The sequence below is a fragment of the Streptomyces sp. NBC_00536 genome, assembly GCF_036346295.1.
In the GTDB taxonomy this organism is placed as follows: Bacteria; Actinomycetota; Actinomycetes; order Streptomycetales; family Streptomycetaceae; genus Streptomyces.
This window is the reverse complement of sequence record NZ_CP107819.1, coordinates 3215035-3237150: the sequence shown is the minus strand read 5'-3', so window position 1 is coordinate 3237150 and position 22116 is coordinate 3215035. Positions and strand designations below refer to the sequence as shown.

General features: G+C 71.4%; 15 protein-coding genes. 10 read left to right on the top strand and 5 right to left on the bottom strand.

All coding sequences use genetic code 11. The features are described from left to right. Nucleotides 1-28: 28 nt before the first annotated feature. The 5 genes from mtrB (at nucleotide 29) to OHS33_RS14015 (ending at nucleotide 7181) form a co-directional block, all read left to right on the top strand. A complete protein-coding gene (mtrB, locus tag OHS33_RS14035; RefSeq protein WP_443065443.1) occupies nucleotides 29-1963 on the top strand; it encodes an MtrAB system histidine kinase MtrB in 1935 nt (644 codons plus the stop codon). A gap of 40 nt (nucleotides 1964-2003) precedes the next feature. Further along, the gene (locus tag OHS33_RS14030) at nucleotides 2004-3842 is read left to right on the top strand and encodes an LpqB family beta-propeller domain-containing protein (protein WP_443065442.1); all 1839 of its coding nucleotides are present in this window, start codon (nucleotides 2004-2006) and stop codon (nucleotides 3840-3842) included. A gap of 632 nt (nucleotides 3843-4474) precedes the next feature. Further along, nucleotides 4475-5206, top strand: a complete 732-nt coding sequence (locus OHS33_RS14025) for a ComF family protein (RefSeq protein ID WP_330330736.1) — start codon at nucleotides 4475-4477, stop codon at nucleotides 5204-5206. Nucleotides 5207-5524: 318 nt separating this feature from the next. After that, nucleotides 5525-6220 (top strand): ribosome hibernation-promoting factor, HPF/YfiA family, encoded by a 696-nt coding sequence (gene hpf, locus OHS33_RS14020; protein ID WP_443065297.1) that lies wholly within the window; start codon nucleotides 5525-5527, stop codon nucleotides 6218-6220. A gap of 235 nt (nucleotides 6221-6455) precedes the next feature. Beyond that, nucleotides 6456-7181 carry a response regulator transcription factor gene (locus tag OHS33_RS14015; RefSeq protein WP_330330734.1) on the top strand — a complete coding sequence of 242 codons (726 nt, stop codon included), beginning with the start codon at nucleotides 6456-6458 and terminating at the stop codon, nucleotides 7179-7181. A 32-nt stretch (nucleotides 7182-7213) separates the two neighbouring features. On the opposite strand, the gene OHS33_RS14010 is transcribed toward OHS33_RS14015, so the two are convergent. Next, nucleotides 7214-8380, bottom strand: coding sequence for a winged helix-turn-helix domain-containing protein (locus tag OHS33_RS14010; protein ID WP_330330733.1), 1167 nt, complete (start codon nucleotides 8378-8380; stop codon nucleotides 7214-7216). 49 nt (nucleotides 8381-8429) lie between these two features. Beyond that, the gene (locus OHS33_RS14005; protein WP_330330732.1) at nucleotides 8430-9011 is read right to left on the bottom strand and encodes a GNAT family N-acetyltransferase; all 582 of its coding nucleotides are present in this window, start codon (nucleotides 9009-9011) and stop codon (nucleotides 8430-8432) included. Between the two features lie 229 nt (nucleotides 9012-9240). Here OHS33_RS14005 and secA point away from each other — a divergent pair, with 229 nt between their 5' ends. Then, nucleotides 9241-12021 carry a preprotein translocase subunit SecA gene (gene secA, locus OHS33_RS14000; protein ID WP_330330731.1) on the top strand — a complete coding sequence of 927 codons (2781 nt, stop codon included), beginning with the start codon at nucleotides 9241-9243 and terminating at the stop codon, nucleotides 12019-12021. Nucleotides 12022-12198: 177 nt separating this feature from the next. Here secA and OHS33_RS13995 read toward each other — a convergent pair whose 3' ends face one another. Further along, nucleotides 12199-12600 (bottom strand): Rv3235 family protein, encoded by a 402-nt coding sequence (locus OHS33_RS13995; protein ID WP_330330730.1) that lies wholly within the window; start codon nucleotides 12598-12600, stop codon nucleotides 12199-12201. A gap of 348 nt (nucleotides 12601-12948) precedes the next feature. On the opposite strand from OHS33_RS13995, the gene OHS33_RS13990 reads away from it, so the two are divergent. The 3 genes from OHS33_RS13990 (at nucleotide 12949) to OHS33_RS13980 (ending at nucleotide 19465) form a co-directional block, all read left to right on the top strand. Then, nucleotides 12949-13449 (top strand): DUF6912 family protein, encoded by a 501-nt coding sequence (locus OHS33_RS13990; protein WP_330330729.1) that lies wholly within the window; start codon nucleotides 12949-12951, stop codon nucleotides 13447-13449. Then, on the top strand, nucleotides 13446-14117 hold the full coding sequence (locus OHS33_RS13985; RefSeq protein ID WP_330330728.1) for an HAD family hydrolase: 672 nt from the start codon (nucleotides 13446-13448) through the stop codon (nucleotides 14115-14117). The genes OHS33_RS13990 and OHS33_RS13985 overlap by 4 nt, the downstream gene beginning before the upstream one ends. Nucleotides 14118-14497: 380 nt before the next feature. Next, entirely contained in the window at nucleotides 14498-19465 is a 4968-nt protein-coding gene (locus tag OHS33_RS13980) for an NAD-glutamate dehydrogenase (protein ID WP_330330727.1), read from the top strand. A gap of 84 nt (nucleotides 19466-19549) precedes the next feature. Here OHS33_RS13980 and OHS33_RS13975 read toward each other — a convergent pair whose 3' ends face one another. Then, nucleotides 19550-20353 carry an ABC transporter ATP-binding protein gene (locus OHS33_RS13975; RefSeq protein ID WP_330330726.1) on the bottom strand — a complete coding sequence of 268 codons (804 nt, stop codon included), beginning with the start codon at nucleotides 20351-20353 and terminating at the stop codon, nucleotides 19550-19552. After that, the gene (locus OHS33_RS13970) at nucleotides 20346-21248 is read right to left on the bottom strand and encodes an ABC transporter permease (protein WP_330330725.1); all 903 of its coding nucleotides are present in this window, start codon (nucleotides 21246-21248) and stop codon (nucleotides 20346-20348) included. The genes OHS33_RS13975 and OHS33_RS13970 overlap by 8 nt, the downstream gene beginning before the upstream one ends. 147 nt (nucleotides 21249-21395) lie before the next feature. Between OHS33_RS13970 and OHS33_RS13965 the strand changes: the two genes are divergently transcribed. Further along, the gene (locus tag OHS33_RS13965) at nucleotides 21396-22070 is read left to right on the top strand and encodes a TetR/AcrR family transcriptional regulator (protein WP_330330724.1); all 675 of its coding nucleotides are present in this window, start codon (nucleotides 21396-21398) and stop codon (nucleotides 22068-22070) included. Nucleotides 22071-22116 lie beyond the last annotated feature (46 nt).

The window sequence follows — 22116 nt, the reverse complement described above, 5'->3', positions numbered from 1 at the left end:
GATGACTGACGGAGCCGCCGGCGGTCCCGTGCTGCGGCTGTTCGTACGGCTCGTACGCAGGCCGCTGCTTCCGGCTGTCCGCCTCTGGCGGCGCAACCTCCAGCTCAGGGTGGTCGCCGGCACCCTGCTCATGTCGCTCGCCGTGGTCCTCAGCCTCGGGTTCGTCGTCATCGCCCAGGTCAGCAAGGGGCTCCTCGACGCCAAGGAGGAGGCCGCGCAGAGCCAGGCGGCGGGCGGCTTCGCGGTCGCACAGGAGAAGGCCAACGCGCCCTCCACCGCCGACGGGCCGGATCCCACCGCTGTGGACACCAAGGCGGGCCGGGACGCCAGTACCTGGATGAGTTCGCTGGTCAAGCAGCTGGCCAGTGGCGGCCAGACCGCCTTCGAGGTGGTCGCGCTCGGGGCCGGAACCGGGGAGATGGGGCCCGGCGTACGCGGAGCGCGCGCCTCCGGCGACGTGGACCCGGCCGCCAGCGTCCCCATGGCGCTGCGCAAGTCCGTCAATCACGCGACCGGCACCTTCCTGACCTTCTCCAGCATCCGCTACAGCACGCCGGGCACCGAGTCCGAGGCCGCGCTGGTGATCGGCAAGCGGCTCACCGACATCAACGGAGAGCCCTACGACCTGTACTACCTCTTCCCGCTGACCCAGGAGCAGGAGTCCCTGAACCTGGTCAAGATCACCATCACCACGGCCGGGCTGTTCGTGGTCGTGCTGCTCGGCGCCATCGCCTGGTTCGTCGTGCGGCAGGTGGTGACGCCCGTGCGGATGGTCGCCGGGATCGCCGAGCGGCTCTCGGCCGGGCGGCTCCAGGAGCGGATGAAGGTCACCGGCGAGGACGACATCGCCCGATTGGGCGAAGCCTTCAACAAAATGGCCCAGAACCTCTCGCACAAGATCCAGCAGCTGGAAGAGCTGTCCCGGATGCAGCGCCGGTTCGTCTCGGACGTCTCGCACGAGCTGCGCACCCCGCTGACCACCGTCCGGATGGCCGCCGACGTCATCCACGACGCCCGCGTCGACTTCGACCCGGTCACCGCGCGCGCCGCCGAACTGCTCGCGGGCCAGCTCGACCGCTTCGAGTCGCTCCTCGCCGACCTGCTGGAGATCAGCCGGTTCGACGCGGGCGCCGCCGCGCTGGAGGCGGAACCGATCGACCTGCGCGACGTCGTCCACCGGGTCATCGACGCCGCCGAACCGCTGGCCGAGCGCAAGGGCAGCCGGGTCCGGGTGCTCGGCGCCGCCCAGCCCGTCATCGCCGAGGCCGACGCCCGGCGGGTCGAGCGGGTGCTGCGCAACCTCGTCGTCAACGCCGTCGAGCACGGGGAGGGCCGCGACGTGGTGGTCCGGCTCGCCTCGGCGGGCGGGGCGGTCGCCGTGGCCGTACGGGACTACGGCGTGGGCCTCAAGCCCGGCGAGGCCACCCGGGTCTTCAACCGCTTCTGGCGCGCCGACCCCGCGCGCGCCCGCACCACCGGCGGAACGGGCCTCGGCCTGTCCATCGCCGTCGAGGACGCCCGGCTGCACGGCGGCTGGCTCCAGGCCTGGGGCGAACCGGGCGGCGGTTCGCAGTTCCGCCTCACCCTGCCCCGCACCGCCGACGAACCGCTGCGCGGCTCCCCGATCCCGCTGGAGCCGGAGGACTCGCGCGCGAACCGGGCGCGGGCCGAGGCCGAGGGGCGGCTCGGCGCCGCGGACACGGCGCCGCCCGGTCCGCCGGTGAACCGGTCGCCGATACCGCCGCGCTCGGCGGTCGCCGGGGCGACGCCCGTACCGGCGGATCCGACGGCGCTGCCGGGATCCGGGGCGCGGGTGGTGTCCCGGACCGCGGACGCCGGGGGCAAATCCGCTGGGACCAGTGGGACCAGTGGGACCAGTGGGACCAGTGGGACCAGTGGGACCACGGGCAAGGACGGGGGAGCGGTGGATCACGCACAGGAGGACGCAACCGGTGGACGCTGAGCCCGATCCCACGACGAGTACGGATTCCACGGCGCCCGCGATGCGTACGCGGTCCGGGCGCGGTGAGCGGGGCGCGCGGCGGCTGACGGTCGTGATCGGCGTCGCGCTGTGCGGCGCGCTGCTCGCGTCGGGCTGCGCCTCCATGCCCGACCACGGCGAGATCACCGAGGTGCAGGCCTCCCAGGGCGTCGACTCCCAGGTCCGGGTGTTCGGCGTACCGCCCTCCGAGAAGGCCACCCCGCCCGAGATCGTCGACGGCTTCCTCGAAGCGATGACCAGCGACGACCCGCAGCTGGAGACCGCCCGCAAGTACCTCACCGAGGACGCGGCGAAGAACTGGAAGCCCGGCTCGGCCATCACCGTGCTCTCCGGCGGCATCACCCGCGTCTCGGTCCAGGGCGAGAAGGACCCCGAAGGGCCCCGGTTCAAGGTCACCGGCAAGCGGCTCGCGACGGTGGACGAGCGCAGCGCGTACCAGCCGGACACCGGCGGCGGGCGCTACGAGGAGTTCATCCAGCTCGTCCAGGACAAGAACAAGCAGTGGCGGATCGCCGCGCCGCCCGGCGGGCTGGTGCTCAGCGAGTCCGACTTCCAGCGCATCTTCCGGCCCGTCAACAAGTACTACTTCGCGGACGGGACGCTCGTCGCCGACCCCGTGTACGTGCGCCAGCGCACCGATCCGGACACCCGCATGGACCCGATGACCCAGACCGTACGGTCGCTGCTGGCCGGCCCCTCCAAGTGGCTCGGCCCGGTCGTCGCCTCCAACTTCCCCACCGGCACGGAACTGCGCGAGGGCACCAAGTCCCTCTCGTACGACGGCCAGAACACCCTGCGGGTGCCGCTCAACGAGAAGGCCGACAACGTCGCGCACCCGCAGTGCCAGAAGATGGCGACCCAACTCTTCTACACCGTGCGGGACATGACGACCTCCCGGCTCGACCGGGTCGAACTGCTGCGCTCCGACGGCTCGTCGCTGTGCGCGGTGACCGAGGCCACGGCGGCCACGATCGCCACCCGGGTGCCGTCGCCGCGGTTCCAGTACTACGTGGACAAGGACCACCGGCTGGTCCGGATGAGCCTCGCGGTCGAGAAGGAGGACCAGCAGGACCCGGCCGAACCGGTGCCCGGACCGCTGTCCACGCCGGGGCCCGGCAGCGCCTTCAAGGTGGGCTCGGCGGCCGTGACCTACGACGAGCACCGCGCCGCCGTCGTCTCCGAGGACGGGCACGCCCTGCACGTGGTCTCGCTGACCCAGGCCGGAGCGCTGCCCGGGCCGGTGCTGACCAGCAAGGCGAACAAGCTGACCGCGCCCAGCTGGGACGCGCGCGGCGACCTGTGGATCGCGGACCAGGACCCGCAGAACCTGTCGCTGTGGCGGGTGCCGGGCGGGACCGGGGTGGCCGAACGGGTGGACGTCGCGGGGCTCGACGGGCAGATCAGCCAGCTGCGGGTGTCCTCCGACGGGGTGCGGATCGCGTTGCTCGTCACCAAGGACGGCCGCCGGAACCTGTACATCGGGCGGATCGAACGGCCCGAGGACCGGGCGGACGCGGCGACCGTGTCCGTACGCGAGCTGCGCCCGGCCGCGCCGCAGATGGCGACCGTGACGGCGATGAGCTGGGCCCCGCGGGGGCGGCTGCTGGTCGTCGGGCGGGAGAGCGGCGGGGTGGTGCAGGCGCGGTACGTGCTGGCCGACGGGTCGATGGTCGCGGCGAGTCTGCCGGGGGCGACGGGGCTGAGCGCGGTGGCGGCGTCGGAGGACGAGAAGAAGCCGGTGGTCGGGGTCTCGGAGGAGGACGGCATTGTCTGGCTCCCGCCGGGGGCCGCGTGGCGGACCGCTGCGGCGGGGGGTCGGGCGCCGGTGTATCCGGGCTGACCCTTGATCCGGGTTACGGGCCTGGGGTGGCTCGGGGTGCCCTGGCCCTCGGCCCCGGGCCCGTTGTGGCGCGGGTGCGGGGGCGGCCTCGCCTTGTGGACCCTCCGGGGGCGCCTCAATCGCCGGCGGGGCTTGATTCGCTCCCGCCCGGGGGCGCCTCAAACGCCGGCGGGGCTTGATTTTGGCGCACCTTGATCGTCGGCGGGGCTGGTTTTCGGTGCGCCTTGGGTGTTGGCGGCGCTGGAGGTTGAGCGCCTCAATCGCTGGCGGGGCTTGATTTTGGCGCGCCTTGGCGATTTTGGGGACCCACCCAGCTCCGCTGGCGTTTGAGGCGCCCGGGGGTGGGGGCGAATCCAGCGCGTCGGCGAATTGAGGTGCCCCCGGGCGGGAGCGAATCCAGCCTCGCCGGCGTTTGAGGCGCCCCCGGAGGGGCCACGGGCCGAGGCCGGCTCCTCGCCTGGGCCGCGCACACGACCTCCGTCCGAGGGTGAATCCAGCCTCGCCGGCGTTTGAGGCGCCCCCGGAGGGGTTACGGGCCGGGGCCGATCTCCTTGGCTGCGCCGCACGCGCCGGGCTTGGGTGGGTTGTCCACAGGGGGTGTGGGGGTGGTGGGGGTGCGGGAAAGTGGGGGGATGGGGTTTTGGGGGGAGGTCGGGGGGTTGGTGTTGCCCGGGGAGTGTGCCGGGTGCGGGGTGGGGCGGGGGGTGTTGTGCGCGGGGTGCGGCGAGGGGCTGAGTGGGGTCGGGGCGGGGGTTGTGCGGCCGCGTCCGGGGCCGCCGGGGCTGCCCGTGGTGCACGCTGCCGCCGGGTACGCGGAGGGCGTACGGGCGGTGCTGCTGGCCCACAAGGAGCGCGGGGCGCTGCCGCTGGCCCGGGCACTGGGAGGGGCGCTGGCCGCGGCCGTCCTGGCGGGCGGGGACGAGGGGGACCGCGGCGGGCTGGTCCTGGTGCCGGTGCCCTCGGCCCGGCGGCAGGTGCGGGCGCGCGGGCACGATCCGGCCCGCAGGATCGCCCTGGCCGCCTCGGCCCGGCTGCGCCGCGCAGGGATCCCGGCGCGCGTGGCGCCCGTACTGCGCCAGCGGCGGTACGTGGCGGACCAGGCGGGCCTGGGCGCCCGGCAGCGGCGGGAGAACCTGGCCGGGGCCCTGGAGGTGCGGCCCGGCGGCGTACGGCTGCTGGGGGCGGGGCGGACCGTGCTCGTGGACGACCTGATCACCACCGGAGCCACCCTCGCGGAGGCGGCCCGGGCCCTGGCGGCGGCGGACGGGTGCCCGGCCGGGCTGCGCGCGGCGGTGGTCGCGGCCCCGGTGGACTCCTTCGAGCGGGGTTCCGCGACTCGAACAGAGCAAAAATCTCGTGAATAGATTTGGAACTGGAGGGGAAGACGCATCGTTGCAGGTAGTACGAGGGAATGGCCACCTCAACGGAGGTACGTTCCGGTAGCGGGTGCCGACAACCGGCCAAGAGGGATATGTTCGGTTGAAGAGGAACTCGCGCTTCGGAGCTTCTCCGCATCGGGCAGGCGTGCCCCTCGACTCCAACGTCGGTGGGGTGGTGATCTTGCCGATGGGGGAGGAGGAGGTGAAAGTCGCCAAGTCCGAGGCTCCGGTGAACGCCGGGGCCTGGTGCAAAAGGGAGACGCTTCGCCGCTGAGGCGGAGCTATCCGGGAACGGAGTTCTGCGTGGACATCGTCGTCAAGGGCCGCAAGACCGAAGTGCCCGAGCGGTTCCGCAAGCACGTGGCCGAGAAGCTGAATCCGGAGCGGATCCAGAGGCTCGACGCCAAGGTGATCAGCTTGGACGTCGAGGTGTCCAAGGAACACAACCCGCGTCAGGCCGACCGTTCCGACCGCGTGGAAATCACCCTTCGCTCGCGGGGACCCGTGATCCGTGCCGAGGCGGCCGCCGCAGACCCTTACGCGGCGCTGGACCTGGCCCAGGACAAGCTCGAGGCCCGGCTGCGCAAGCAGCACGACAAGCGCCACACGCGTCGCGGCAACGGCCGGATCCCGGCGTCCGAGGTCGCCGACACGGTGGTGGGCGCCGCGGAGCTGAACGGCAACGGCGAGCTGGTTTCCGATGAGAAGGCGGACGCGATCCCGACGACCCGGATCGGTTCGCTGGAGGTGCAGGGCGACGGCCCGCTCGTCGTCCGCGAGAAGACCCACTCGGCCGGACCCATGTCGCTCGACCAGGCTCTGTACGAAATGGAGCTGGTCGGCCACGACTTCTATCTGTTCGTCGACTCCGAAACCAAGTTGCCCAGTGTTGTCTACCGGCGCCACGCATACGACTACGGCGTCATTCACGTGAACCCCGACGGTGCCTCCAGCACGGAGGAATCGCCTGGTGGCGCGGGTGGCGCGCTCGGCGGCTGACGGTCCTTCACGATGCCCCCGGTGACGCTCCGGCGTCACCGGGGGCACCCGTATGCACCTGGGGAACCCCCGCCCGGAGGCCCGGGCATGGAATCATGGCGGACAGTCAGCCGGCGTCCGACTGCGTCGGGTTGACGTCGCAGGCCGCGGATCCGCGCGGACGGCGCTCATTCGGCGCCGATCGGCGCGGCAGCGGCACATGGATTCGGGCCACGGCCTTGCAGGGGGAGGAACGATGGCGGACAGCTTCGGACCGGCACGCGGTGACGACGGTGCGGACTGCCGGACCGGCCCGGGCGGTGAACCGATCCGTGTGCTCGTGGTCGACGACCACGCCCTCTTCCGGCGCGGACTGGAGATCGTCCTCGCGCAGGAGGAGGACATCCAGGTCGTCGGTGAGGCCGGGGACGGCGCGGAGGCGGTGGACAAGGCCGCGGACCTGCTGCCGGACATCGTGCTGATGGACGTACGGATGCCCCGGCGCGGGGGCATCGAGGCGTGCACCTCGATCAAGGAGGTGGCCCCCTCCGCGAAGATCATCATGCTGACGATCAGCGACGAGGAGGCCGACCTCTACGACGCGATCAAGGCCGGGGCGACCGGGTACCTGCTCAAGGAGATCTCCACGGACGAGGTCGCCACCGCGATCCGTGCCGTGGCCGACGGGCAGTCGCAGATCAGCCCGTCCATGGCCTCGAAGCTGCTCACCGAGTTCAAGTCGATGATCCAGCGCACCGACGAGCGGCGGCTGGTGCCCGCGCCGCGGCTGACGGACCGCGAGCTGGAGGTGCTCAAGCTGGTGGCGACCGGGATGAACAACCGGGACATCGCCAAGGAGCTGTTCATCTCCGAGAACACGGTGAAGAACCACGTCCGCAACATCCTGGAGAAGCTCCAGCTGCACTCCCGGATGGAAGCCGTGGTCTACGCGATGCGGGAGAAGATCCTCGAAATCCGCTGAGCCGACACCCGCCGACGCCCCCCCGACGCCCCTTAGAGCGCGGCCAGTTCCGCCGTGACGGCGGCGGCCTCCGCGGGGCTCTGCGCGCGCTCCACCCGGACCGCGTCGCAGCCCACCCAGGACGCCGCCTCGCGCAGGGCCTCGGCCATCGGGCGGGCCGCGGCCGGGGTGGTCAGGGAGAGCTGGCGGGCCACCAGGGTGGTGCCCTCGCGGCCCGGGTCCACGCGGCCCTGGAGCAGGCCGCCCGCCAGCAGGGGCATGGCGAAGTACCCGTGGATCCGCTTGGGCTTGGGCACGTACGCCTCCAGCCGGTGGGTGAAGCCGAAGATCCGCTCGGTCCGGGGGCGCTCCCAGACCAGCGAGTCGAAGGGCGAGAGCAGCGTCGTACGGTGGCGGCCGCGCGGGACGGTGGCCAGGGCGGCCGGGTCGGCCCAGGCGGGCCTGGACCAGCCCTCGACCTCGACCGGGACCAGCCCGGAGTCCGCGACCACCGCGTCGAACTGGTCGTTCTTCAGGCGGTGGTAGTCGGCGATGTCGCTGCGGGTGCCGACGCCGAGGGACTGCCCGGCGAGCGCGACGAGGCGGCGCACGCACTCGGTGTCGCTCAGGTCGTCGTGCAGCAGCGCTTCGGGGACGGCCCGCTCGGGCAGGTCGTAGACCCGCTTCCAGCCGCGCCGCTCGGTGCACACCACCTCACCGATGTCGAGCAGCCACTCCACCGCGATCTTGGTTTCGGACCACTCGAACCACTCGCCGCCGTTCTTCGCGCCGCCCAGCTCGCTGGAAGTGAGCGGGCCCTCCGCGCGCAGCCGGTCCAGGACCGTCTTCGTCGAGCGCTCCTTGTCCGCCAGGACGTGCCAGCGGTGTCCCTTGGCGCGGCGGGCCCGGCGGCGGAAGGCGAAGTGCGGCCACTCCTCGATGGGCAGGATGCAGGCCGCGTGGGACCAGTATTCGAAGGCGTGGTTGCCCGACCAGTACGAGGCCTCCACCGCCGGGCGGCCGACCGCGCCCAGGCGCGCGTACGGGATCAGCTCGTGCGAGCGGGCCAGCACCGAGATGGTGTCCAGCTGTACGGCGCCCAGGTGGCGCAGGACGCCCCGCACCCCGCCCTTGCGGTCGGGGGCGCCGAGGAACCCCTGCGCGCGCAGGGAGATCCGGCGGGCCTCGGCGGCGGACAGGGACACGGTGGCGGAGGTCATGCTCCGCAGCGTAGGGGGCACCACTGACAACGCCGAGAGGGTACGGGGATCACGCGTCCCGCGGGGGCGTGGGCAGGTACGGCAGGCGCGAGGGCAGGCCCAGGTCGGAGGGGAGCAGCGCGCCGATCCAGCAGTCCCGCAGGGTCTCGCGGTGTTCCATGCCCGAGCGGTGGACGCCCTCGACCACGAAGCCGCACTTCTCGGCGACGGCCCGGGAGGCGGTGTTGCCGGTGCCCGCGCGCCAGATCAGCCGGTCGCAGCCCGCCTCGGTGAAGGCCCAGCGGGCGACGGCGGTGACGGCTTCGGTCATGTAGCCGTTGCCGCGGTGCTCCGCCACCGACCAGTAGCCGATCTCGTGCGCGTACGAGCTGCGGGGGTGGACGCCGAGGGTGGCGACGAGCGGGCCGTCCGTTCCGAGCAGGACCGCGAAGTTGTAGGCGGTGTCCTCGCGCCAGCCGCCCGGCACCGTCTCGCACACGTAGGCCTCGGCGTCCGAGACCTCGTAGGGGACGGGCACCGGGATCCACTGCTGGATGGCGGGGTCCTGGCAGGCGGCGTGCACCGCCGTGATGTCGGTGGGCAGGTGCGGGCGCAGTATCAGGCGCTCGGTGGTCAGCGTGCTCGGTTCCATCCGGAGATTCTGTGTGGCCGCAGGGCCCGCGGGCGAACAGTTTTCACCCCACACCGGCACCTTCCGTGCTCCCCGTCCGTTCTTCTTCTGGGTGCCAGCCGCCCTGCGGATACGGCGGACCTCCCGGCGTGACCACGTCCTCGCTTACGATGGCCGTTGCGGTGGGGTCCACCTGCCGTGCCCGTGTACGAACAGTGCCCAGGCCCGACCGGCAAGGAGACAAACCTCGGTGTCCGTCTTCAACAAGCTCATGCGTGCAGGCGAAGGCAAGATCCTGCGCAAACTGCACCGCATCGCGGACCAGGTCAACTCCATCGAAGAGGACTTCGTCAACCTCTCCGACGCCGAGTTGCGGGCGCTCACGGATGAGTACAAGCAGCGCTTCCAGGACGGCGAGAGCCTGGACGACCTGCTGCCCGAGGCCTTCGCCACGGTGCGCGAGGCCGCCAAGCGCGTCCTCGGCCAGCGGCACTACGACGTCCAGATCATGGGCGGTGCCGCACTCCACCTCGGCTATGTGGCCGAGATGAAGACCGGTGAGGGCAAGACCCTCGTCGGCACCCTGCCCGCGTACCTGAACGCGATGTCCGGCAAGGGCGTCCACCTGATCACGGTGAACGACTACCTGGCCGAGCGCGACTCCGAGATGATGGGGCGCGTCCACAAGTTCCTCGGGCTGGACGTCGGCTGCATCCTGGCCAACATGTCGCCCGCGCAGCGCCGCGAGCAGTACAACGCGGACATCACCTACGGCACGAACAACGAGTTCGGCTTCGACTACCTGCGCGACAACATGGCGTGGTCGAAGGACGAGCTGGTGCAGCGCGGCCACAACTTCGCCGTGGTCGACGAGGTCGACTCGATCCTGGTCGACGAGGCCCGTACCCCGCTGATCATCTCCGGCCCGGCCGACCAGGCCACCAAGTGGTACGGCGACTTCGCGAAGCTGGTGACCCGCCTGAAGAAGGGCGAGCCCGGCCAGCCCCTCAAGGGCATCGAGGAGACCGGCGACTACGAGGTCGACGAGAAGAAGCGCACCGTCGCCATCCACGAGGCCGGTGTCGCCAAGGTCGAGGACTGGCTCGGCATCGACAACCTCTACGAGTCGGTGAACACCCCGCTCGTCGGGTACCTGAACAACGCCCTGAAGGCCAAGGAGCTGTTCAAGAACGACAAGGACTACGTCGTCATCGACGGCGAAGTCATGATCGTCGACGAGCACACCGGCCGCATCCTCGCGGGCCGCCGCTACAACGAGGGCATGCACCAGGCGATCGAGGCGAAGGAAGGGGTGGACATCAAGGACGAGAACCAGACCCTCGCCACGATCACCCTCCAGAACTTCTTCCGCCTGTACTCGAAGCTGTCGGGCATGACCGGTACGGCCATGACCGAGGCCGCCGAGTTCCACCAGATCTACAAGCTGGGCGTCGTCCCGATCCCGACCAACCGGGACATGGTCCGCAAGGACCAGGCCGACCTGATCTACCGCACCGAGGTCGCGAAGTTCGCCGCCGTCGTCGACGACATCGCGGAGAAGCACGAGAAGGGCCAGCCGATCCTGGTCGGCACCACCTCGGTCGAGAAGTCCGAGTACCTCTCGCAGCAGCTCTCCAAGCGCGGCATCCCGCACGAGGTGCTGAACGCGAAGCAGCACGAGCGCGAGGCCTCGATCGTCGCCCAGGCCGGCCGCCGCGGCGCCGTCACCGTCGCCACGAACATGGCCGGCCGCGGTACCGACATCAAGCTCGGCGGCAACCCGGACGACCTCGCCGAGGCCGAGCTGCGCCAGCAGGGCCTGGACCCGGAGGAGCACATCGAGGAGTGGGCGCACGCCCTGCCCTCGGCGCTCACCAAGGCCGAGGCGGCCGTCAAGGCCGAGTTCGAAGAGGTCAAGGAGCTGGGCGGGCTCTACGTGCTGGGCACCGAGCGGCACGAGTCGCGCCGCATCGACAACCAGCTGCGCGGCCGTTCCGGCCGTCAGGGCGACCCGGGCGAGTCCCGCTTCTACCTGTCGCTGGGCGACGACCTGATGCGCCTGTTCAAGGCGCAGATGGTCGAGCGCGTCATGGCGATGGCGAACGTGCCGGACGACGTGCCGATCGAGAACAAGATGGTGACCCGGGCGATCGCGTCCGCGCAGTCGCAGGTCGAGACCCAGAACTTCGAGACGCGCAAGAACGTCCTGAAGTACGACGAGGTCCTCAACAACCAGCGCGAGGTCATCTACCGCGAGCGCCGCCGGGTCCTGGAGGGCGAGGACCTCCAGGAGCAGATCCGGCACATGATGGACGACACCATCGACGCCTACATCACGGCCGAGACGGTCGAGGGCTTCGCCGAGGAGTGGGACCTGGAGCGCCTGTGGGGCGCCTTCAAGCAGCTCTACCCGGTGAAGGTCACCACCGAGGAGCTGGAAGAGGCCGCGGGCGACCGCGCCGGGATCACCGCCGAGTTCATCGCGGAGTCCGTCAAGGACGACATCCACGAGCAGTACGAGGCGCGCGAGGCGCAGCTCGGCTCCGACGTCATGCGCGAGCTGGAGCGCCGCGTGGTGCTGTCGGTGCTGGACCGCAAGTGGCGCGAGCACCTGTACGAGATGGACTACCTGCAGGAGGGCATCGGCCTGCGGGCGATGGCCCAGAAGGACCCGCTGGTCGAGTACCAGCGCGAGGGCTTCGACATGTTCAACGCCATGCAGGACGGCATCAAGGAAGAGTCCGTCGGCTACCTGTTCAACCTGGAGGTCCAGGTCGAGCAGCAGGTCGAGGAGCTTCCGGTGCAGGACGCGGGCCCGTCGCCGGCGAAGCCGGAGATCCGGGCCAAGGGTCTGGACGCGCCGCAGCGGCCGGACCGGCTGCACTTCTCCGCTCCCACGGTGGACGGGGAGGGCGGTGTGGTCGAGGGCGACTTCGACGCCGACGGGGCCGAGGCCTCGGGCGACGGGATGACCCGGGCGGAGCGCCGCAAGGCGCAGAAGGCGTCCGGCGGGCGTCGCCGCAAGAAGTGACCTGACAAGCCCCTTGGGGGCCCGGCAGGGGCCGGACGGCCGCGCTACGGCGCGCTCGTCCGGCCCCTGCCGCGTTTCCGGGGGCGCCCGGGCGGTCAGGGGTGCGGCCGGTGGTCGCGGGGCCTCCGGCGGGCCCTCAAACGCCGGGCGGGCTGGATTGCCCGGGCGGGTGGCCGGTCAGGTGCGGGGGCCCGCGACCTCCACGGCCGCGCAGCGCCAGCGCAGGTCGGGGCCCTGTTCCAGGCGGAACGCCATCGCGGTGACCCGGTCGCCCGTCGCGATGCGGGCGAAGGCCTCGATCACGCCCGGCCCGGGGTGGAAACGGCCGCAGTGGCGCAGGACCGGGCGCAGGTGATCCCGGAAGGGGCCCGCCGGGGCGGTCAGGGTGACCAGCTGCTCGTACGCGGGGCCGACGGTGTGCCCGAGCAGGGAGTGCACCGGCCGCTGGCCGCTGAGGACCGCCAGCAGCCGCTGGGCGAACCAGTGGTGCGGGCCCGGCCGCGCCCCGCGGTGCGGGCTCGGCGGGCGGCGCTGGTCGTGGCGTCCCGCAGGGCGGGTGGTGCTCCGCGTGCTGGTCATGGCGCGTCCCCGAAGTAGCCGGGCCCGGCTATACCGGGCGGTAACGTGTCGGTGACCTTCTACGGGCGTCCCGCGGGGCCGCGCTACGGGCCCGCGGGGCGGGCTCCGGCGCGGCCCGGGTTCGCCTATCAGGGGCGCCGCGGCGCCGCCGGGTCCCGTGCCGGGGCCGTGCGCCCCCGTGGCCCGTGGACGCGCCGCGGGCCGCGGGCGGCACCCCGAAAGGGGACCGGGCCCTGCGCCGGACGGAGTCCGCGGGGAGTCCGGCCGGAGTCCGCCGGGAGGGGCCGCCGGGAACGGGCCGGGCGGTCGTATCCTGAGGGCGTTCCCGACTACCGAAAGCAGCCGGCCATGCGTGTGTACGTCCCCCTGACCCTCCCCGGGCTCGCCGAGGCGCACAAGGCGGGCGAGCTGGGCCCCGCCCCGCTGCGTGCGTACGCCGTCACGCCGGGCCTGCGCGAGTGGTACGTCTCGGACGACATCGAGGAGCTGGAGTACGCCGCCCTGAACCGGGCCGCGATCGCCTCCCTGCGCCTGATCGCCGAGGACGCCGCCGCCCCCCGCAAGCGGGTCGTGGTGGCGCTCGACGTCGACGACAAGGCCGCCGCCGCGATCCCCGGCGTGGACGAGGCGACCCTCGGCCAGGTGTCCCTGGCCGCCGCCGTGCGCCTGACCGTGGCCGCCGCCGTGCACGTGGACGCGCTGGACGCGGAGGCCGACGTGAGCGCCGCCGCGGCCGCCGTGGCCGCCGCCGACGCGGGCGACGGCGACGCGCAGTTCACCGTGGACGGCGCCGAGGACCACGACCTGCTGTGGTTCGGGGTGCAGGAGATCCCGGGGCTGCTGACGTGACCGGGACGCCTGGCGCCCACATCGTGTGGGACTGGAACGGCACACTGCTCCACGACATCGACGCCGTCATGGCCGCGACGAACGCCTCGTTCGCCGAGCTGGGCTTCGAGCCGATCACGCTGGAGCGCTACCGCGAGCTGTACGTCGTCCCCGTACCGAAGTTCTACGAGCGGCTGATGGGCCGGCTGCCCACGGACGACGAGTGGCTGGTCATGGACGACACCTTCCACCGGCACTACTGGGCCGAGGCCGAGGACGCCGGGCTGGCCGAGGGTGCGCGGGAGCTGCTGGACGGCTGGCGGACGGCCGGGCTCACCCAGTCCCTGCTGTCGCTGGCGCCCCACGAGAAGCTGGTGCCCCTGGTCCGGCGGCACGGGATCCACGGCCACTTCCTGCGCGTCGACGGGCGCGTCGGGCCCTCGCACACCTCGAAGGCCGGTCACCTCGTACGCCATATGGCGGCCATGGAGGGGACGGGTGTGACGGCCACCCGTACGGTCCTCATCGGAGACGCCGTGGACGACGCCCTGGCCGCCGCCCACGTGGGCGCGCTGGCCGTGCTCTACACGGGTGGTTCGCACAGCCGCCGCAGTCTGGAATCGGCCGGTGTCCCGGTCGTGGACACCCTGGCGGAGGCGGTCCGGACAGCTCGGGAATTGGCCGGATAACGGCGTTTAAGGCGCCGAGGAGGGCCCCCGCACGTACCAGGGGCCCGCGTCGCTGTCCTTAGTGTCAAAGTTCCACCCCCGGATTTGTACACAAGCGGCTCGTGACGAGCCGGGGGTGGGGCGGGATAGCCTTGTCCCGTGATCAGCCCGATAGTCCTCGGAGGCACTGGAGCCTCCGGCACTCGCCCGGCGCACTTCCGTGCCCGGGCCATCGCTGATCCCCGCCGCCGGGGCCCGTGGCCGAGAACGGCCCGTTCCGCCCCGCCCGGCTCATACGACGGCATAGCGTCGATTTTCCGAACGGACATACCGCCTCACGGCGCTGTGTCATTCCTTCCTTCACCTACGTCACGCAATGGCGCGCGACAGGAGCAGAGGACATGCAGACCAAGCTGGACGAAGCAAAGGCCGAGCTGCTGGCACGGGCGGCCCGGGTAGCTGAGAACAGCCCGGCCGGGGGGCTACTTCCGACTGGGTCCGAGCAAGGAGGGCGTCCCGACCAGGACACGACGCTCTCTTACCTCCAGCGCTACTACCTGCACACCGCACCCGAGGACCTCACCGACCGTGACCCGGTCGACGTCTTCGGCGCCGCGCTCTCCCACTACCGGCTCGCCGAGAACCGGCCACAGGGCACGGCCAGCGTGCGCGTCCACACCCCCACGGTCGAGGAGAACGGCTGGACCTCCAGCCACTCGGTCGTCGAGGTGGTCACCGATGACATGCCCTTCCTCGTCGACAGCGTCACCAACGAGCTGTCCCGCCAGGGCCGCGGCATCCATGTCGTGATCCACCCGCAGGTCGTCGTCCGCCGTGACGTCACCGGCAAGCTGATCGAGATCCTCGGTCCCGACTGTGACGCGCACGGCCCCGCCACCGCGCGCCCCCACGACTCCCTCGTCGAGTCCTGGATCCACGTCGAGATCGACCGCGAGACCGACCGCGAAGACCTCAAGCAGATCACCGCCGATCTGCTCCGCGTCCTGTCCGACGTCCGCGAGGCCGTCGAGGACTGGGAGAAGATGCGGGACGCGGCCCGCCGCATCGCCGAGGAACTGCCCTCCGAGCACACCGCCTCCGACCTGCGCGAGCACGAGCTGGACGAGGCCCGGGAGCTGCTGCGCTGGCTCGCCGGGGACAACTTCACCTTCCTCGGCTACCGCGAGTACAACCTGGTCGACGGGGACGCGCTGGCCGCCGTACCCGGCACCGGCCTCGGCATCCTGCGCTCCGACCCGCACCACAGCGGCAAGGACGACGGCCACCCGGTCTCGCCGTCCTTCAACCGGCTGCCCGCCGACGCCCGCGCCAAGGCGCGCGAGCACAAGCTGCTCGTGCTGACCAAGGCCAACAGCCGCTCCACCGTGCACCGCCCGTCCTACCTGGACTACGTCGGCGTCAAGAAGTTCGACGCCGAGGGCAATGTCATCGGTGAGCGCCGCTTCCTCGGCCTGTTCTCCTCGGCCGCCTACACCGAGTCCGTGCGCCGCGTCCCGGTGATCCGCCGCAAGGTCGTCGAGGTCCTCGAAGGCGCCGGCTTCGCGCCGAGCAGCCACGACGGCCGCGACCTGCTCCAGATCCTGGAGACCTACCCGCGCGACGAGCTGTTCCAGACCCCGGTCGACCAGCTGCGCGCCATCGCCACCTCCGTCCTGTACCTCCAGGAACGCCGCCGGCTGCGGCTGTACCTGCGCCAGGACGAGTACGGGCGCTACTACTCGGCCCTGGTCTACCTGCCCCGCGACCGCTACACCACCGGCGTCCGGCTCCGGCTGATCGCCATCCTCCAGGAGGAGCTGGGCGGCACCAGCGTCGACTTCACCGCCTGGAACACGGAGTCGATCCTCTCCCGCATCCACTTCGTCGTCCGCGTCCCGCAGGGCACCGAGCTGCCCGCGCTCACCGACGCCGACGCCGACCGCATCGAGGCCCGCCTGGTCGAGGCCGCCCGCTCCTGGGCGGACGGCTTCGGCGAGGCACTGACCGCCGAATGCGGTGAGGAGCGCGCCGCCGAGCTGCTGCGCCGCTACGGCGGCTCCTTCCCCGAGGGCTACAAGGCCGACCACTCGCCGCGCGCCGCCGTCGCCGACCTGGTCCGCCTGGAGCGGCTGACCGCCAGCGCCAGCGACTTCGACCTGTCGCTGTACGAGCCGGTCGGCGCGGGCCCCGGCGAGCGCCGCTTCAAGATCTACCGCCAGGGCGAGCAGGTCTCCCTGTCCGCCGTGCTGCCCGTGCTGCAGCGCCTCGGCGTCGAGGTCACCGACGAGCGCCCGTACGAGCTGCGCTGCTCCGACCGCACGCACGCCTGGATCTACGACTTCGGTCTGCGGCTGCCCGGCTCCACGGGCCACGCCGACCAGATCGGCGGCGACGCCCGCGAGCGCTTCCAGGACGCCTTCGCGGCGGTCTGGCAGGGCGACGCGGAGAACGACAACTTCAACACCCTGGTGCTGAGCGCCGGGCTCACCTGGCGGCAGGCCGTCGTGCTGCGCGCGTACGCGAAGTACCTGCGCCAGGCCGGCTCCACCTTCAGCCAGGACTACATGGAGGACACCCTCCGCAACAACGTCCACACCACCCGGCTGCTCGTCTCGCTCTTCGAGGCGCGTCTGGCGCCCAGCCGCCAGGCCGCGGGCACCGAGCTGATCGACGCGATGCTGGAGGAGCTGGAAGGCGCCCTGGACCAGGTCGCCTCGCTGGACGAGGACCGCATCCTGCGGGCGTTCCTGACGCTCATCAAGGCCACGCTGCGGACCAATTTCTTCCAGACGGCGAAGAGCGGCGAGCCGCACGCCTACGTGTCGATGAAGTTCGACCCGCAGGCGATGCTGGACCTCCTCCCCGCGCCCCGCCCGGCGTACGAGATCTGGGTCTACTCGCCCCGCGTCGAGGGCGTCCACCTGCGCTTCGGCAAGGTCGCCCGAGGCGGCCTGCGCTGGTCCGACCGGCGCGAGGACTTCCGTACGGAGATCCTCGGCCTGGTCAAGGCGCAGATGGTGAAGAACACCGTCATCGTGCCGGTCGGCGCCAAGGGCGGCTTCGTCGCCAAGAACCTGCCCGACCCGTCGGTGGACCGCGACGCGTGGCTCGCCGAGGGCATCGCCTCGTACAAGATCTTCATCTCGGCGCTGCTCGACATCACCGACAACCTCGTCGCCGGCGAGGTCGTGCCCCCCAAGGACGTGGTCCGCCACGACGAGGACGACACCTACCTCGTCGTCGCCGCCGACAAGGGCACCGCGACCTTCTCCGACATCGCCAACGCGGTCGCCGAGTCCTACGGCTTCTGGCTCGGCGACGCCTTCGCCTCCGGCGGCTCCGCCGGTTACGACCACAAGGGCATGGGCATCACCGCCCGCGGCGCGTGGGAGTCCGTCAAGCGGCACTTCCGCGAGCTGGGCCACGACAGCCAGACCGAGGACTTCACCGCGGTCGGCGTCGGCGACATGTCCGGTGACGTCTTCGGCAACGGCATGCTGCTCTCCGAGCACATCCGCCTGGTCGCCGCCTTCGACCACCGGCACATCTTCATCGACCCGAACCCGGACGCGGCCGCCTCGTACGCCGAGCGCCGCCGCCTGTTCGACCTGCCGCGCTCCTCGTGGGCCGACTACGACCCCTCGCTGATCTCCGCGGGCGGCGGCATCCACCCCCGCACCGCGAAGGCGATCCCGGTCACCCCGCAGATCCGCCAGGCCCTCGGCATCGACGCCAAGACCGCCAAGATGACCCCGGCCGAGCTGATGCAGGCGATCCTCAAGGCCCCGGTCGACCTGCTGTGGAACGGCGGCATCGGTACGTACGTCAAGGCGACGGCCGAGACCCACGCCGACGTCGGCGACAAGGCGAACGACTCCATCCGCGTCGACGGCCAGGACGTACGCGCCCGGGTCATCGGCGAGGGCGGCAACCTCGGCCTGACCCAGCTGGGCCGGATCGAGTTCGCCCGCCTCGGCGCGGGCGGCGAGGGCGGCAAGGTCAACACCGACGCCATCGACAACAGTGCGGGCGTGGACACCTCCGACCACGAGGTGAACATCAAGATCCTGCTGAACGCGGTGGTCTCCGACGGGGACATGACCGTCAAGCAGCGCAACACGTTCCTCGCCGCGATGACCGACGAGGTCGGCCACCTGGTGCTGCGCAACAACTACGCGCAGAACGTGGCGCTCGCCAACGGCGCCGCCCAGGCGCCCAGCCTGCTCCACGCCCAGCAGCGCTTCATGCGCCGCCTGGAGCGCGAGGGCCTGCTCAACCGCGCGCTGGAGTTCCTGCCCACCGACCGGCAGATCCGCGAGCTGCTGAACAACGGCAAGGGCCTGACCCAGCCGGAGCTGGCCGTCCTGTTCGCCTACACCAAGATCACGGTGGCGGACGAGCTGATCGGCACCGGACTGCCGGACGACGCCTACCTCAACCGCCTGCTGCACGAGTACTTCCCGGGCGCCCTGCGCGAGAAGTTCCCCGAGCAGATCGAGGCGCACGCGCTGCGCCGCGAGATCATCACGACGATCCTGGTCAACGACACCGTCAACAGCGGTGGCTCGACCTTCCTGCACCGGCTCCGCGAGGAGACCGGGGCCTCCCTGGAGGAGATCGTCCGGGCGCAGCTCTCGGCCCGCGAGATCTTCGGCCTGGCCGAGGTGTGGGACGCGGTCGAGGCGCTGGACAACAAGGTCGCGGCCGACGTCCAGACCCGGATCCGGCTGCACTCGCGCCGCCTCGTCGAGCGCGGCACCCGCTGGCTGCTCAACAACCGGCCGCAGCCGCTCCAGATCACCGAGACCATCGCGTTCTTCGCCGAGCGGGTCACGCAGGTCTGGTCCGAGCTGCCGAAGCTGGTGCGCGGCGCCGACCTGGAGTGGTACACCTCGATCGTGGACGAGCTGACCGAGGCGGGCGTCCCGGCGGAACTGGCCGCCAAGGTGGCCGGGTTCTCCTCGGCCTTCCCGACGCTCGACATCGTCGCGATCGCGGACCGCACCGGCATCGACCCGCTGAGCGTGGCCGAGGTCTACTACGACCTCGCCGACCGCCTGGACATCACCCAGCTGATGGACCGGATCATCGAACTGCCGCGGTCCGACCGCTGGCAGTCCATGGCCCGCGCCTCCATCCGCGAGGACCTGTTCGCCGCGCACGCGGCGATGACCGCCGACGTACTGGCGGTCGGCAACGGTGCCTCCACTCCCGAGGAGCGCTTCACGGCGTGGGAGGAGAAGAACGCGGCGATCATCGGGCGGGCCCGGACGACCCTGGACGAGATCAAGGGCTCGGACGACTTCGACCTGGCGAACCTGTCGGTGGCGATGCGGACGATGCGCTCGCTGCTGCGCACGCACAGCTGAGCCAGTCTCGGGTGTAGGACGACGGGGAGGGCCCCGGGACCGGAATCCGGTCCCGGGGCCCTCCCCGTTCTTCACGTCCCGCCGTTACTTCCGGCCGAACTCCTCGTACGCGTCGCAGACCTCCTGCGTCGGCCCGTCCATCCGCAGCACGCCGTGCTCCAGCCACAGGACCCGGTCGCAGGTCTCGCGGATGGTGCCGATGCCGTGGCTGACCAGGAAGACGGTGCCCGCCGTCTTGCGCAGCTCCTCGATCCGCTTCTGGCTGCGCCGCTGGAAGGCGGCGTCACCGGTGGCGAGGGCCTCGTCGATCATCAGGACGTCGTGGTCCTTGGCGGCGGCGATGGAGAAGCGCAGGCGCGCGCCCATGCCGGAGGAGTAGGTGCGCATCGGGAGCGAGATGAAGTCGCCCTTCTCGTTGATCCCGGAGAAGTCGACGATGCCCTGGTAGCGCTCCTGGACCTGCTGCTTGGACATGCCCATGGCCAGGCCGCCGAGGATGACGTTGCGCTCGCCGGTCAGGTCGTTCATCAGAGCCGCGTTCACGCCCAGCAGCGACGGCTGGCCGTGCGAGAAGATCCGGCCGCTCTCCACCGGCTGGAGGCCCGCGATGGCCGAGAGCAGGGTGGACTTGCCGGAGCCGTTGGTGCCGATCAGGCCGATGGCCTCGCCCTTGTAGGCGATGAAGGACACCCCGCGGACGGCGTGCACCTCGCGGATGCCGGGCCTCGGCTTCTTGCGGTTGAAGATCCGGCTGAGCGCGGCGGTGGCGCTGCCGCGGCCGCCGCCGGTGCCGACGATCTTGTAGGTGATGTGGACGTTGTCCGCGATCACGGTGGGTACGCGGGTGTCGGCGGGGACGCCGGCGCGGGTCGTCGTCGTGTCAGCCACGGCCGTACTCCTCCTCGGCCTTCCAGAAGTAGATGAAGCCGCCGATGCCGACGACGAGGGACCAGCCGACGGCGATCAGCCAGACGTGCGGCGGGAGGGACGAGGTCTTGGTGGTGTCGATCAGCGCGTACCGCATCAGGTCGATGTAGACCGCGGCCGGGTTCGTCTGGAGCATCGTGGTCACCCAGTGCGGCAGGTGATCGTGCTTCAGCATGTCGCTGATGCTCCACATGACGCCCGACGAGTACATCCAGGTGCGCAGGATGAACGGCATCAGCTGGCTGACGTCCGGGTTCTTGCTGCCGAGCCGGGCCATGATCATGGCGCAGCCCGCGCAGAAGACGGCCATCAGGAACAGCGTGGGGAAGACCAGGAACCAGTTCAGGGTCGGCAGCTGACCGAAACAGACCAGCAGGACGACCAGGGCGCCCATGGTGACGAGCAGCTGCTGGAAGAGCTGGATCACGCTGGAGAGGGGCAGGCTCGCGCGGGGGAAGTGCAGGGCCCGGACCAGGCCGAGGTTGCTGTGGACCGCGCGGGTGCCGGCGTTGATGGAGCTGCCGATGAAGTCCCAGACGAAGACGCCCGTGATCAGGAACGGGAGGTAGTTCGCGACGCCGTGGCTGGCGTTCATGATGATGCCGAAGATGAAGTAGTACACGGCCGCGTTCAGCAGCGGCGTGACCAGGTGCCAGACCTGGCCGAGCTTCGCGGTGCTGTACGTCGCCGCCATGCGCGCCGTCGCGTACGACATCACGAAGTGCCGGCGGTGCCAGAGCTGCGCGATGTACGCGGGCAGGGAGGGGCGGGCGCCGCTGAGGGTCAGGCCGTGGGCGGCCGCCAGTTCCTCGATGTCCGGCGGGAGCGCCGGGGTTTTGTCCAGGGTCGTGGTCACGGGGGTCGCTTTCGACGGGGTGCAGGGCGTCGTTTGCGATGAGACGGGTCCGTATCGTCGCTACGGCGAGGGTAGGGGCCGACGCGTCGGAACGCAACCGTATCGTCGTGACGGGTGCGGGACGGCGTGCGCGGTTATGCTCCCTGTATGACCACCCTGGACCCTGCCGCTCCCGCCGCCCCTGCCGCTGCCGCTGCCTCCGCGCCCGCGGCTGCGCCTGCCGCGCCCGCCGCGGGGCGTCGCCGTGCGCCCGCCGGGGCCGCGGTCCTGCGCGAGGACGTGACCGAGGCGATCCGGGAGGCCGTGGTCGAGGAACTGGCCGCGGTCGGGTTCGCGCGGATGTCGATCGAGGGCATCGCGCGCCGGGCGGGGGTCGGCAAGACGGCCGTCTACCGGCGGTGGAAGTCCAAGCTGCACCTCGTGCTGGACCTGGTGGCCGCCTTCGCCGTGGACGGGCTGCCGGTGCCGGCCACGGGGTCGCTGTACGGGGACGTACGGGCCCTGCTGGAGGTCATGTCCCACGTGCTGCGGCACCCGGTCGCCTCGGCGGTCATCCCCGACCTGCTGGTCGAGGCCGCGCGGAACCCGGAGATCGCGGCGGCGGTGCGGGGGGCGCTGCTGGACGGGCAGCGGAGGCTTGCCGAGGGGATCGTGTCGGAGGCCGTGTCCCGGGGGGAGCTGGCGGAGGGGACCGATCCGGAGCGGGCGCTCGATCTGGCGATCGGGCCGTTGTACTGGCGGGTGGTGGTCGTGAGTGATTCCGCTCCGCGGGGGTATCTGGATGCGTTGGCGGCGTCCGTGGTGGCGGGGCTGAAGGCCTGAGGGTCCCTGCGGGTGCGTTTGCCCTCCGGGGGCGCCTCAAACGCCG